Origin of the sequence: Falsirhodobacter sp. alg1, from assembly GCF_000739715.2 — a bacterium.
GTDB lineage: Bacteria > Pseudomonadota > Alphaproteobacteria > Rhodobacterales > Rhodobacteraceae > Falsirhodobacter.
Window position 1 is genome coordinate 616,470 of the sequence record NZ_BBJC02000001.1, and the last position, 12,380, is coordinate 628,849.

Genomic DNA, 12,380 nt, shown 5'->3' on the forward strand with positions numbered 1-12,380 from the left:
ATCTCAGGAGAAGATGATGACGACCACAAAAAAAGGTTCGGCCAAATGGTCCGGTGGGATCAAAGACGGCAAAGGGCACATCTCCACCGAAAGCGGGGCGCTGACTGACCAGCCCTATGGTTTCGCGACCCGATTCGAAGGCGTCAAAGGCTCCAACCCCGAAGAGCTGATCGCGGCGGCGCATGCGTCCTGCTTCACCATGGCGCTTTCGAAGATGCTGGAAGAGGCGGGTCACAAGGCGCAGAGCCTTGAGACAACGGCAGCCGTCGATCTGGACCAGAAGGACGGCGGGTTTGCCGTTACCAGATCCGCGCTGACATTGACGGCGACTGTAGAGGGCATGGATGATGCGACATTCCAGAAGCTCGCAGCCGACGCCAAGGCCGGTTGTCCGATTTCCAAGCTGCTGAATACCGAAATCACGCTGCAGGCAACTCTGGCCTGATGCTGAAAGGCGCCGCTGTTTACAGCGGCGCCTTGTTTATTATGATGTTGCCTGTTGTGAACGATTGCCCATGGCATTGCATTTTACAGCAGGGGGCAACGCCGCAGGGCTGAAAACTATCCGGGGCGTCTGGGTGTTTCATACCGACGATGGGGTAGAAAAAAAAGCCCCCGCCAAGGCAGGGGCTGATTATCAGACTACACGCTCGACCATCATCTTCTTGATTTCCGAGATGGCCTTTGCGGGGTTCAACCCTTTGGGGCACGTCTTGGCGCAGTTCATGATGGTGTGGCAGCGGTACAGCTTGAAGGGGTCTTCCAGCTCGTCCAGACGCTCACCGGTGGCCTCGTCACGGCTGTCGATGATCCAGCGGTAGGCGTGCAGCAGGGCTGCCGGCCCGAGGTACCGATCCTGGTTCCACCAGTAGCTGGGGCAGGCAGTAGAGCAAGAGGCGCACATCACGCATTCATACAGACCATCCAGCTTCTTGCGGTCGTCAATCGACTGGCGCCACTCTTTTGCCGGGCGGTTGGTCTTGGTTTCCAGCCACGGCATGATCGAGGCATGCTGTGCATAGAAATTCGTCAGGTCGGGAATCAGATCCTTGACCACCTGCATGTGCGGCAGCGGATAGATCTTCACGTCACCCTTCACCTCGTCCAGACCGTAGATGCAGGCGAGGGTGTTGATCCCGCCAATATTCATCGCGCAGGATCCGCAGATCCCCTCACGGCAGGAACGGCGGAAGGTCAGGGTCGGATCGACCTCGTTCTTGATCTTGATAAGGGCATCCAGAACCATCGGTCCGCATTTGTCCATATCAAGGAAATAGGTATCCACCCGCGGGTTTTCCCCGTCATCGGGGCTCCAGCGATAAATCTGGAATTTGCGCAGATTTTTCGCGCCCGCAGGCTTGGGCCAGGTTTTCCCGGTGCGGATCTTCGAGTTCTTCGGAAGTGTAAACTGAACCATGATCATCCCCTCCAGTCAGGGCGGTCGTATAACGGACGGGCAGGCATTTCGCCCGATTTCTGATAGACGCAGGACTGATAGACAGCCGAAGGATCGCGTCCCATGATGTAGTCCGAGGAGGCATTGATCTCCACCCCGGTATAAGTCGTCCCGCCCGAGCCGAGACCAAGCTCGACATAGCCGCGGGGATGGAGCGCCAGCTCCGCACGTTTGAAGCAGGAGGCCTCGGCCTGTTCACGGCTGACAGGCCCGCAGGCCGCCAGCGTCAACATGAGAACCCCCGCGCGGCGCATCAATAACCCGACCCCGCCGGCGTGGTCGGCAGCCCCTGGCTGACAAGGCACTGGGTCGTGGCAGGGCGGGCGATGATGCCCATGACGGTCTGTACCGTCGATGTGCCGGCGCGTGTGCCGATATCACGGGACAGCGCAGACAGCTCACCTGCGTTGGCATTGTTGATGATGCAGTCCGTGGCCGCAGTCGCCTGCCCCGAGGGCATGTACTGCGCCACGACCGGATTCACGACCGACCGCGCAGCCCGCCGTGCTACACTGTCCTGCACCGAGGTGCAGGCCGTGAGCAGGGCCAGAAACGTGATAAGGGCCGCGTTGCGCATCAATACACCCGTGCCTTGGGCGCGATCTTCTTCAGATCGATTCCGCCGTCTTCAAGCGCGGTCAGCGGGTCGAGGTGTACCGGACGATAATCCAGGCGGACATCGTTGCCCTCGATCCATGCCAGCGAGTGCTTGCGCCAGTTCTCGTCGTCGCGATCGGGATAATCCTCATGCGCATGGGCGCCGCGGGATTCCTTGCGCGCCTCGGCACCGACGATGGTTGCAAGCGCGTTCGGCATCAGGTTCGCCAGTTCGAGCGTTTCCATCAGGTCCGAGTTCCACACCAGGCTACGGTCAGTCACCTTGATGTCTGACATCTTGGCGGCGATCGCCTTCATCTTCTCGACGCCTTCGGCCAGCGTCTTGTCGGTCCGGAATACGGCCGCATCCGCCTGCATCGCACGCTGCATCTCCAGCCGCAGGTCGGCGGTCGGTGTGGAGCCGTTCGCGTTCCGGAAGCTGTCGAAACGATCAAAGATCGCATCCACGGCGGCCGTGTTCACAGGGGCGTTCCGTTCGGCGGGATTGACGACCTCGGCAGCCTTGATGGCTGCAGCGCGGCCGAATACGACCAGATCGATCAGCGAGTTCGACCCGAGACGGTTCGCACCGTGAACCGACGCGCAACCTGCTTCGCCCACAGCCATCAGGCCGGGATAGGTTGCATTCGGGTTTTCCGCAGTCGGGTTCAACACTTCGCCCCAATAGTTGGTCGGAATGCCACCCATGTTGTAGTGAACCGTCGGCAGAACCGGAATCGGTTCTTTCGTCAGGTCGACACCGGCAAAGATTCGTGCGGATTCAGAAATCCCCGGAAGGCGTTCGTGCAACGTTTCCGGTGGGAGGTGGTTGAGGTGGAGATGGATGTGATCCTTGTTCTCACCCACGCCACGGCCTTCGCGGATTTCCATCGTCATGCAGCGGGAAACCACATCGCGTGACGCCAGATCCTTGTAGGTCGGGGCGTAGCGTTCCATGAACCGCTCCCCTTCGGAGTTGGTCAGGTAACCGCCTTCGCCGCGTGCACCTTCGGTAATCAGGCAGCCCGAACCATAGATGCCGGTCGGGTGGAATTGCACGAATTCCATATCCTGCAGCGGTAGCCCTGCGCGGGCCACCATGCCGCCACCGTCGCCGGTGCAGGTATGGGCCGAAGTCGCACTGAAATAGGCACGGCCGTAACCGCCCGTTGCCAGCACCACCATCTTGGCGGTGAAGACATGCATCGTGCCGTCATCCAGTTTCCACGCAACCACACCTGTGCATTTGCCGTCGGTGATGATCAGGTCGAGCGCGAAATACTCGATGTAGAATTCGGCGTTGTTCTTCAGCGACTGGCCATAGAGCGTGTGCAGGATGGCGTGGCCTGTCCGGTCGGCTGCAGCGCAGGTACGCTGGACGGGAGGGCCTTCACCGAATTCGGTGGTGTGGCCACCGAAGGGGCGCTGGTAGATCTTGCCTTCCTCGGTGCGGCTGAACGGAACGCCGTAATGCTCCAGCTCGTAAACGGCCTTGGGCGCTTCACGGGCGAGGTATTCCATCGCGTCCGTGTCGCCCAGCCAGTCCGACCCCTTCACGGTGTCGTACATGTGCCACTGCCAGTTGTCGGGGCCCATGTTCGACAGGCTGGCAGCAATGCCACCCTGCGCCGCAACAGTGTGCGAGCGGGTCGGGAAAACCTTGGTGACGCAGGCGGTGCGCAAGCCCTGTTCGGCCATGCCGAGCGTGGCGCGCAAACCGGCGCCGCCAGCCCCCACTACCACGACGTCGTATTCATGCGTCTCGTATTCGTAAGAAGCCATTTGTGTTTCCTCAGAGCGCGAGTTTGACCAGCGCGAAGATGCCAAGGCCCATGCAGACATAGCTGAAGGCCGTGACCAGTAGGATCAGCCCCTGACGGACATGTCCCTTCGAGTAGTCTTCGAGCATTACCTGTGCGCCGTTCTTGAAGTGCAACAGCCCGACAACCAGTGTCAGCCCGGCAACGACGGCGGGAAAGGGGCGCGAGTAGTAGATTACGGCGCTTTCGTAATCCGATCCGAGTGCTGCCCCGAAGGTAAAGATGAACAGCGGGATCAGGATCAGCAGGGCCGCCGAAGAGACCTGCATCTGCCAATGATGATGTGCGCCGGAATGGGCCGAGCCGAGGCCGGCCACACGTTTGTAATCGGTCAGGTACCGCATGGATAATCCCCCTTACAGCACGACAATTGTGATGAGCGTCAGAACCACCGATCCGGCAAGGCATGCGATGCCCAGCTTCTCGGCGGTTTCAATTTCGAGGCCGTAGCCCGCATCCCAGATCAGGTGACGCACGCCGGCCAGAAGGTGATACCACATTCCCAATACGGAGAGTGTCATGACCAGATCACCGAACCACGAGGTGATGAACCCGTTCGCGGTCGCATAGGCCTCGGGGCCCGTTGCCGCCGCCAGCAGCCACCAGACAATCATCACGACTGCCACGACCATGGCATTGCCGGTGATTCGCGTCAGGATGGATGTGATGGAGGTGATTTGCGGACGATAAATCTGGAGGTGGGGTGAAAGAGGGCGCGCCACCCGTTTCGCTTCAGCCATGTCGAACCCTTTGTCTTGCTAGCGGACCCGCATATTCTTGGGGCGGGCTGGCTTGTTTTCGCAGTTCTGTCATAAATCAGTCTACTCGAAAGTCACGCCGAGCACAGCCCCAAACGCCCGTTTTCACGGCATTGCGGCAGAAAAACATCATGTGTGATCACAAGGATCGCGCCTGTGATCACGTCATTGGGCGCCGAGTTTGATGTCGGGCGTATAGGTTCCCGGCGCATCCTTGGTCACCGCCTGACCGCACCGCATGACACCTTTGGCAGCATCGAAAGCATAGGTGGGGCTGCCATAAAGCTCCCATCCCTTGTTCAGCGCATCGGTGACCTTGTGGCAGAATGCGGATGTGTCGTCTTCGGTCAGCAGGCGATAGATTTTCATGTCTTCTCCTCAGGAATTGCGTGCAATGGCTTCGGCCAGTGCGATCGTGCGTTGGGCAATTGCCACATGCAGGTTTTCTACGATCCGTCCGTCGTGGACGGCAATGCCCTCACCGCGGGCCGTGGCCTCGGCGTGGGCGGCAATTTCGGCGCGGGCCCGTTCAACATCATGGATCGTGGGGGAGAAGACCGTATTGGCCACGTCCAGCTGGGCGGGATGGATAAGCGTTTTGCCGTCAAATCCCAGATCACGCCCCTGTTCGCATTCCGCCTGCAGGCCGGCAATGTCGCGATATGCGGTGTGGACGCCGTCGAGTACCGGTTTACCCGCTGCACGTGCCGCCAGGATCGTCTGCCCCAATGCATGCAGAAGACCCAGCCGATCGGGCCTGTCCCTGATCATCAGTTCGCGCTGAAGATCGTTGGTGCCCATGACCAGCCCCGCTACACGCGGGTGCGCGGCCAGTGCGGCAGCGTTGAGGACGGCCTTTGCCGTTTCTATCATGATCCATAGGGGGTGGGGGGGCTCCACTTCCAGATCTTCCGGGGTGGAGACCTTGGGAAGGAGGATTCCATCGATCGGTAGCATTGCAAGCGCCGCCAGATCGGCCTTGCCATCCGAGGTATCGGGGGGATTGATCCGCACCAGACAAAGCCGGTGGCCGTAATCCGTATCGCGCAGGGCAGGGACCAGCGTGTCGCGGGCGGTATCCTTGCCGGTCGGGCTGACTGCATCCTCAAGATCGAAGATTATCCCGTCGCAGGGTAATGTCCGCGCTTTTTCCAATGCGCGCGGGTTCGACGCGGGGATATAGAGAATCGAGCGGAGTGGCCGGACGGGCATATCGGAACCTTGCTTGGCTGTTCCGCAGACGGGAACATTTTTACCGGACTATCGCAAGGTCTTGCGTGACAATGGCGTCTGGCTACCAGATTGGCGACCGCCAAAGGGGCCGGAATGCCTGCACCCTTGCGTAGTGGGACGGCAGGAGCTACGCAATCCAGCGTCACAATCCACAACGGACCCGGAGACATTCCATGGCTAGACCCAAGATTGCATTGATCGGTGCGGGACAGATCGGCGGAACGCTTGCCCATCTTGCTGCGATCAAAGAGCTGGGCGACATTGTTCTATTCGACATTGCTGAAGGTACACCGCAAGGCAAGGCGCTGGATATTGCACAGTCCGGTCCGGCAGAAGGCTTCGATGCCAACCTCAAGGGTGCCAACAGCTACGAAGATATCGCGGATGCGGACGTTTGCATCGTAACGGCCGGCGTTGCACGCAAACCGGGCATGAGCCGTGACGATCTGCTGGGCATCAACCTGAAGGTCATGAAATCGGTTGGTGAGGGGATCAAGGCCCACGCGCCGAATGCCTTTGTCATCTGTATCACCAACCCGCTGGATGCGATGGTCTGGGCATTGCGCGAATTCTCCGGCCTGCCGCACAACAAGGTTGTCGGGATGGCCGGCGTTCTGGATTCCGCCCGGTTCCGCCATTTCCTGAGCCTGGAGTTCAACGTCTCGATGCGCGATGTCACGGCCTTTGTGCTGGGCGGCCACGGGGATACGATGGTGCCACTGACCCGCTATTCGACCGTTGCCGGCATTCCGTTGCCCGATCTGGTCGAAATGGGCTGGACCACACAGGAAAAACTGGACGCGATCGTTCAGCGGACCCGTGACGGTGGCGCCGAGATCGTCGGGCTGCTGAAGACCGGATCGGCCTTCTATGCGCCTGCCACTTCGGCGATCGAGATGGCCGAGGCCTATCTGAAGGACCAGAAGCGCCTGCTGCCCTGCGCGGCCTATGTTGACGGTGCCTTCGGCCTGAACGGCATGTATGTCGGCGTTCCGACCATCATCGGCAAGGACGGCATCGAACGGATCGTCGATATCAAACTGGTCGGTGAAGAGCAGGCGATGTTCGACAAATCCGTCGAAGCCGTGAAGGGTTTGGTCGAGGCCTGCAAGGCAATCGACGGGACGCTCGCCTGACGCGCCAGATCGATAGGGGCGTGGCGCGGGCCACGCCCTTCTTGTTTGCGCAAACAGTTTCGACTCGGGGTCATTGCGGGCTATATGCGTATCAGACAGCGCCACTGACCTAGTCGATTGAGCCTGTGATCACAGTGGCGAAACGCGTGATCACAAAACCGATTTTTTGCGCCAAACTTTGCGCATTCGCATAGAAACCCGTTTCGGCTCTTTGCGAACCGTGTCATCCACCTACAAAATAACCAGCATGGGACAATGCCATGAACATTCATGAATACCAGGCCAAGGCGCTTCTGCGGGAGTATGGCGCGCCCGTCTCGGAAGGTCGGATCGTTCTGAAAGCAGACGAAGCCAAGACAGCCGCAGGCGAATTGGGCGGGCCGCTTTGGGTCGTCAAATCGCAGATCCACGCAGGTGGTCGCGGTAAAGGGACGTTCAAAGAAGCGTCCGCCGGCGAAAAGGGCGGTGTCCGCCTTGCGAAATCGGTTGAAGAAGCCGAAGAGCTTGCAAAGCAGATGCTCGGCCGCACGCTGGTTACGCACCAGACGGGTCCAGCAGGCAAGCAGGTCAACCGCATCTACATCGAAGACGGTTCCGACATCGAGCGTGAACTGTACCTCGCACTGCTGGTAGACCGCGTCACGAGCCGCGTTTCCTTCGTTGCTTCCACCGAGGGCGGGATGGACATCGAGGAAGTCGCAGCATCGACCCCTGAAAAAATCATCAGCTTCTCGGTTGATCCGGCTTCGGGTCTGTCCGACTTCCACGGCCGCAAGGTTGCCTTCGCGCTCGGTCTCGAAGGTGCGCTGGTCAAGCAGTGCGTCGCGCTCACCAAGATCCTCTACAAGGCCTTCCTTGAGAAGGACATGGAGATGCTGGAGATCAACCCGCTGATCGTGACGCCCGAAGGCAAGATCAAGGTTCTGGATGCGAAGGTCTCGTTCGACGGCAACGCCATGTACCGCCATCCCGACATCGCCGCCCTGCGCGACGAAACCGAGGAAGATTCCAAAGAGCTGGCCGCGTCGAAGTTCGATCTGAACTACATCGCGCTGGACGGCGAAATCGGCTGTATGGTGAACGGTGCAGGTCTGGCGATGGCCACGATGGACATCATCAAACTGTATGGTGCCGAGCCTGCGAACTTCCTGGACGTTGGTGGCGGTGCGACCAAGGAAAAGGTGACCGAAGCCTTCAAGATCATCACATCGGACCCCAATGTTAAGGGCATCCTCGTGAATATCTTTGGTGGCATCATGCGCTGCGACGTGATCGCGGAGGGTGTTCTGGCTGCCGTTAAGGAAGTCGGCCTGCAGGTTCCGCTGGTCGTGCGGCTGGAAGGCACCAATGTGGAGAAGGGCAAGGAAATCATTGCCAACTCCGGCATGAACGTCATTGCGGGCGACAATCTTTCCGATGCCGCCCAGAAAATTGTTAAAGCGGTGAAGGGATAATCCATGGCCGTTCTCGTCAACGAAAATACCAAAGTCATCTGTCAGGGCCTCACCGGCTCGCAGGGCACGTTCCACACCGAGCAAGCGATTGCATACGGCACGAAAATGGTCGGTGGTGTAACGCCGGGCAAAGGCGGACAAGAGCATCTTGGCCTGCCGGTGTTCGACTCTGTGCATGACGCTGTTTCCAAGACAGGTGCAAATGCATCGGTCATCTACGTGCCGCCGCCCTTCGCAGCGGATTCCATCCTTGAAGCGATCGATGCCAACATCGAGCTGATCATCTGCATCACCGAGGGCATTCCGGTTCTCGACATGATGAAGGTGAAGCGCGCGATCCTGAATTCGAACTCGCGTCTGATCGGGCCGAACTGCCCGGGCGTCATCACGCCCGACGCTTGCAAGATCGGCATCATGCCGGGCCACATCCACAAGCGTGGTTCGATCGGTGTTGTCTCGCGTTCGGGTACATTGACGTATGAAGCCGTGAAACAGACGTCGGATCTTGGCCTTGGCCAGTCGACCGCTGTCGGCATCGGCGGCGACCCGATCAAGGGAACCGAGCACCTCGAAGTGCTGGACATGTTCCTGTCGGACCCGGAAACCGAAGCCATGATCATGATCGGTGAGATCGGTGGTTCGGCCGAGGAAGAAGCAGCGCAATTCCTGGCAGACCAGCGCCAGAAAGGCCGCTGGAAGCCGACTGCGGGCTTCATCGCGGGCCGCACGGCTCCTCCCGGACGCCGCATGGGCCACGCCGGCGCGATCGTTGCCGGCGGCAAAGGCGACGCCGAGTCGAAGATCAACGCGATGAAAGAGGCCGGCATTGTCGTGGCCGATAGCCCTGCCCATCTGGGTGAGGCGGTCATGAAGGCCCTCGGTCGCGCGTAACCAAGTCCTGCGCCGCCCCGTTCGGGCGGCGCAAACCCTATTCTTTGTGTCAGGTGCATCCATGACGGAACATAGCCCTAACGATCAATTTCACGCCTCCGATTTCATGGACGGCGCCAACGCGGACTATATCGACCAGCTTCAGGCGAGCTATGTCGCCGATCCGAGCAATGTCGATGAACAATGGGCCGAGTTCTTCAAGGCACTTGGCGAAGATGCCAATGACGCCACTCGTGCTGCCGCAGGCCCAAGCTGGGCGCGCAACGACTGGCCGCCGCAGCCGCTGGACGAACTGACAAGCGCGCTGACCGGTGAATGGGCCATGTTGCCCGCTGCCGATGCAAAAGCTGCCGCGAAAAAGATTTCGGGCAAGGCTGCCGCTGCAGGCGTCGGTATTTCTGATGCGCAACTCCAGCAAGCCGTACTGGATTCGATCCGCGCCATCATGTTGATCCGTGCTTACCGGATCCGTGGGCATCTGGCCGCCGATCTTGATCCGCTTGGAATGCGTGACACAACCACCTCGCACCACCCCGAGCTGGACCCCAAAACATACGGGTTCACCGAAGCCGATATGGATCGCCCGATCTTCATCGACAACGTATTGGGTCTGCAGGTTGCCAGCATCCGCCAGATCACAGATCTGGTCAAACGCACCTATTGCGGCACCTTCGCCCTGCAATACATGCATATTTCGGACACCGAGCAATCGGCATGGCTGAAAGAGCGTATTGAGGGCTACGGCAAGGAAATCGCGTTCACACGCGAAGGCCGCCGGGCCATTCTGAACAAGCTGGTCGAGGCTGAAGGCTTCGAGAAGTTCCTCCATGTCAAATACATGGGCACCAAGCGTTTCGGTCTGGATGGGGGCGAAAGCCTTATTCCGGCGATGGAACAGATCATAAAACGTGGTGGTCAGCTGGGCGTGAAAGAAGTCGTTATCGGCATGCCCCACCGTGGGCGTCTGTCGGTTCTGGCAAACGTGATGCAGAAGCCGTATCGCGCGATCTTCAACGAATTCCAGGGCGGAAGCTTCAAACCGGATGACGTGGACGGTTCGGGCGATGTGAAGTACCACCTTGGTGCCTCGGCTGATCGCGCATTCGATGACAACTCGGTCCACCTGTCGCTGACGGCGAACCCGTCGCACCTCGAGGCTGTAAACCCTGTCGTTCTGGGCAAGGTCCGGGCGAAGCAGGATCAGTATCACGATACCGAAAAGCGGATGGCTGTTCTGCCGGTTCTGCTGCACGGCGATGCTGCCTTCGCAGGTCAGGGCGTTGTGGCGGAATGCTTCGGACTGTCCGGGCTGCGCGGGCACCGTACAGGTGGTACGATCCATATCGTGGTGAACAACCAGATCGGGTTTACAACGGCACCTTCGTTCAGCCGTTCGTCCCCCTATCCGACCGACATCGCGCTGATGGTCGAGGCGCCGATCTTCCACGTGAACGGGGATGATCCGGAGGCTGTCGTCCACGCGGCCAAGGTTGCGATCGAATTCCGCCAGAAGTTCCACAAGGACGTTGTTCTGGACATCTTCTGCTACCGTCGCTTCGGGCATAACGAAGGCGATGAACCGATGTTCACGAATCCGGCGATGTACCAGAAGATCCGCAAGCAGAAGACGACCCTTCAGCTTTATACCGACCGCTTGGTTGCCGATGGTCTGATCCCCGAAGGGGAGATCGAGGACATGAAGGCCCAGTTCCAGTCGATGCTGAACACCGAGTTCGAATCGGCCAAGGATTTCAAACCGAACAAGGCCGACTGGCTGGACGGTCGCTGGAAGCACCTTGACCGTGAGGGTGAAAAGTACCAGCCGGGGCAGACAGGTATCTCGGCCGAACTGATGACCGAAATCGGCAATGCGCTGACCAAGGTTCCGGAGGGCTTCGAGGTTCACAAGACGGTTGCCCGTCTGCTTGAAGCCAAGAAGAAGATGTTCGAAACGGGTAAGGGCTTTGACTGGGCGACCGGTGAGGCGCTGGCATTCGGTTCTTTGACGGTTGACGGCTATCCTGTTCGTCTGTCGGGGCAGGATTCGACCCGTGGGACGTTCAGCCAACGCCACTCGGCCTTTGTCGAGCAAAACACCGAAGATCGTTACTATCCGCTGAACCACATCCGTGAAGGACAGTCGCGTTACGACGTGATCGACTCCATGCTGTCGGAATATGCGGTTCTGGGCTTTGAATATGGCTATTCGCTGGCAGAACCGAATGCGCTTGTCCTTTGGGAAGCCCAGTTCGGCGATTTCGCCAACGGCGCACAGATCATGTTCGACCAGTTCATCAACTCGGGTGAATCGAAATGGCTGCGGATGTCGGGCCTGACGATGCTGCTGCCGCACGGCTACGAAGGGCAGGGGCCGGAGCACTCCTCCGCCCGGTTGGAGCGGTTCCTGCAGATGAGCGCGAATGACAACTGGATCGTTGCCAACGTCTCCACGCCTGCGAACTACTTCCACATCCTGCGCCGCCAGCTTCACCGCGACTTCCGTAAGCCGCTGGTGCTGATGACGCCGAAATCGCTGTTGCGGCACCCGATGTGCGTGTCCGATGCGGCCGATTTCACCGATGGATCGACATTCCACCGCGTCCTTTGGGATGATGCGGAAAGCGGCCGTTCGGAGCTGAAGCTGAAGCCGGATTCGGAAATCAAGCGCGTCGTCATCTCGTCGGGCAAGGTCTATTTCGATCTGCTGGCCGAGCGGGACGCCCGCAATGCCGATGACGTTTATCTGCTGCGCATGGAGCAGCTGTACCCGTTCCCGGCAATCGCGCTGACCAAGGAATTGGAGCGTTTCAAGAACGCCGAGATTGTCTGGTGTCAGGAAGAGCCTAAAAACATGGGTGGCTGGACATTCGTCGAGCCAAATATCGAAACAGTGTTGACTGCGATCGGGGCGAAACACAAACGCGCCGTTTATGCAGGACGCGCTGCATCGGCATCGCCGGCAACCGGTCTGGCTTCGCGCCACAAGACCGAGCAGACGACGCTTGTTAACGAAGCTTTGACGGTAGGGGGCTGAT

13 protein-coding genes are annotated in these 12,380 nt (G+C 59.4%); 5 read left to right on the forward strand and 8 right to left on the reverse strand.

What is annotated here, in order from left to right:
* Positions 1 to 16 precede the first annotated feature (16 nt).
* Positions 17 to 445: an OsmC family protein gene (locus TR36_RS02980; RefSeq protein ID WP_045387471.1), complete on the forward strand. Its 429-nt coding sequence runs from the start codon at positions 17 to 19 to the stop codon at positions 443 to 445.
* Between the two features lie 192 nt (positions 446 to 637).
* Here the strand turns inward: TR36_RS02980 and TR36_RS02985 are convergent, their stop codons facing one another.
* The 8 genes from TR36_RS02985 to TR36_RS03020 form a co-directional block, all read right to left on the reverse strand.
* Positions 638 to 1,417, reverse strand: coding sequence for a succinate dehydrogenase iron-sulfur subunit (locus TR36_RS02985; protein WP_045387469.1), 780 nt, complete (start codon positions 1,415 to 1,417; stop codon positions 638 to 640).
* 2 nt (positions 1,418 to 1,419) lie between these two features.
* The gene (locus TR36_RS02990) at positions 1,420 to 1,689 is read right to left on the reverse strand and encodes a hypothetical protein (RefSeq protein WP_237763502.1); all 270 of its coding nucleotides are present in this window, start codon (positions 1,687 to 1,689) and stop codon (positions 1,420 to 1,422) included.
* 20 nt (positions 1,690 to 1,709) lie between these two features.
* Entirely contained in the window at positions 1,710 to 2,033 is a 324-nt protein-coding gene (locus TR36_RS02995) for a hypothetical protein (protein WP_045387463.1), read from the reverse strand.
* Positions 2,033 to 3,835 carry a succinate dehydrogenase flavoprotein subunit gene (gene sdhA / locus TR36_RS03000; RefSeq protein WP_045387462.1) on the reverse strand — a complete coding sequence of 601 codons (1,803 nt, stop codon included), beginning with the start codon at positions 3,833 to 3,835 and terminating at the stop codon, positions 2,033 to 2,035. Before sdhA ends, TR36_RS02995 begins: the two co-directional genes overlap by 1 nt.
* A 10-nt stretch (positions 3,836 to 3,845) precedes the next feature.
* Positions 3,846 to 4,217, reverse strand: coding sequence for a succinate dehydrogenase, hydrophobic membrane anchor protein (gene sdhD / locus TR36_RS03005; RefSeq protein WP_045387461.1), 372 nt, complete (start codon positions 4,215 to 4,217; stop codon positions 3,846 to 3,848).
* A 12-nt stretch (positions 4,218 to 4,229) separates the two neighbouring features.
* Positions 4,230 to 4,613 carry a succinate dehydrogenase, cytochrome b556 subunit gene (gene sdhC / locus TR36_RS03010; RefSeq protein ID WP_045387459.1) on the reverse strand — a complete coding sequence of 128 codons (384 nt, stop codon included), beginning with the start codon at positions 4,611 to 4,613 and terminating at the stop codon, positions 4,230 to 4,232.
* 183 nt (positions 4,614 to 4,796) lie between these two features.
* Positions 4,797 to 5,000, reverse strand: a complete 204-nt coding sequence (locus TR36_RS03015; RefSeq protein WP_045387457.1) for a DUF1737 domain-containing protein — start codon at positions 4,998 to 5,000, stop codon at positions 4,797 to 4,799.
* 9 nt (positions 5,001 to 5,009) lie between these two features.
* On the reverse strand, positions 5,010 to 5,843 hold the full coding sequence (locus TR36_RS03020; protein ID WP_062762359.1) for a CoA ester lyase: 834 nt from the start codon (positions 5,841 to 5,843) through the stop codon (positions 5,010 to 5,012).
* A 194-nt stretch (positions 5,844 to 6,037) separates the two neighbouring features.
* Between TR36_RS03020 and mdh the strand changes: the two genes are divergently transcribed.
* From mdh to TR36_RS03040, 4 genes are all read left to right on the forward strand, one after another.
* Positions 6,038 to 7,000, forward strand: coding sequence for a malate dehydrogenase (gene mdh, locus TR36_RS03025; protein ID WP_045387452.1), 963 nt, complete (start codon positions 6,038 to 6,040; stop codon positions 6,998 to 7,000).
* Between the two features lie 260 nt (positions 7,001 to 7,260).
* Positions 7,261 to 8,454 carry an ADP-forming succinate--CoA ligase subunit beta gene (gene sucC / locus TR36_RS03030; RefSeq protein ID WP_062762361.1) on the forward strand — a complete coding sequence of 398 codons (1,194 nt, stop codon included), beginning with the start codon at positions 7,261 to 7,263 and terminating at the stop codon, positions 8,452 to 8,454.
* 3 nt (positions 8,455 to 8,457) lie between these two features.
* Positions 8,458 to 9,345, forward strand: a complete 888-nt coding sequence (gene sucD, locus TR36_RS03035) for a succinate--CoA ligase subunit alpha (RefSeq protein ID WP_045387446.1) — start codon at positions 8,458 to 8,460, stop codon at positions 9,343 to 9,345.
* Positions 9,346 to 9,406: 61 nt separating this feature from the next.
* Positions 9,407 to 12,379: a 2-oxoglutarate dehydrogenase E1 component gene (locus tag TR36_RS03040; protein WP_062762363.1), complete on the forward strand. Its 2,973-nt coding sequence runs from the start codon at positions 9,407 to 9,409 to the stop codon at positions 12,377 to 12,379.
* Position 12,380 lies beyond the last annotated feature (1 nt).

What these genes read in the sequence shown, in the direction of transcription:
- TR36_RS02995 (WP_045387463.1), bottom strand. Translation starts at nt 2,033, where the DNA reads ATGCGCAACGCGGCCCTTATCACGTTTCTGGCCCTGCTCACGGCCTGC.
- TR36_RS02980 (WP_045387471.1), top strand. Translation starts at nt 17, where the DNA reads ATGACGACCACAAAAAAAGGTTCGGCCAAATGGTCCGGTGGGATCAAA.
- sdhC (WP_045387459.1), bottom strand. Translation starts at nt 4,613, where the DNA reads ATGGCTGAAGCGAAACGGGTGGCGCGCCCTCTTTCACCCCACCTCCAG.
- sdhD (WP_045387461.1), bottom strand. Translation starts at nt 4,217, where the DNA reads ATGCGGTACCTGACCGATTACAAACGTGTGGCCGGCCTCGGCTCGGCC.
- sucC (WP_062762361.1), top strand. Translation starts at nt 7,261, where the DNA reads ATGAACATTCATGAATACCAGGCCAAGGCGCTTCTGCGGGAGTATGGC.
- TR36_RS03040 (WP_062762363.1), top strand. Translation starts at nt 9,407, where the DNA reads ATGACGGAACATAGCCCTAACGATCAATTTCACGCCTCCGATTTCATG.
- TR36_RS03020 (WP_062762359.1), bottom strand. Translation starts at nt 5,843, where the DNA reads ATGCCCGTCCGGCCACTCCGCTCGATTCTCTATATCCCCGCGTCGAAC.
- TR36_RS02985 (WP_045387469.1), bottom strand. Translation starts at nt 1,417, where the DNA reads ATGGTTCAGTTTACACTTCCGAAGAACTCGAAGATCCGCACCGGGAAA.
- sdhA (WP_045387462.1), bottom strand. Translation starts at nt 3,835, where the DNA reads ATGGCTTCTTACGAATACGAGACGCATGAATACGACGTCGTGGTAGTG.
- TR36_RS03015 (WP_045387457.1), bottom strand. Translation starts at nt 5,000, where the DNA reads ATGAAAATCTATCGCCTGCTGACCGAAGACGACACATCCGCATTCTGC.
- mdh (WP_045387452.1), top strand. Translation starts at nt 6,038, where the DNA reads ATGGCTAGACCCAAGATTGCATTGATCGGTGCGGGACAGATCGGCGGA.
- TR36_RS02990 (WP_237763502.1), bottom strand. Translation starts at nt 1,689, where the DNA reads ATGTTGACGCTGGCGGCCTGCGGGCCTGTCAGCCGTGAACAGGCCGAG.
- sucD (WP_045387446.1), top strand. Translation starts at nt 8,458, where the DNA reads ATGGCCGTTCTCGTCAACGAAAATACCAAAGTCATCTGTCAGGGCCTC.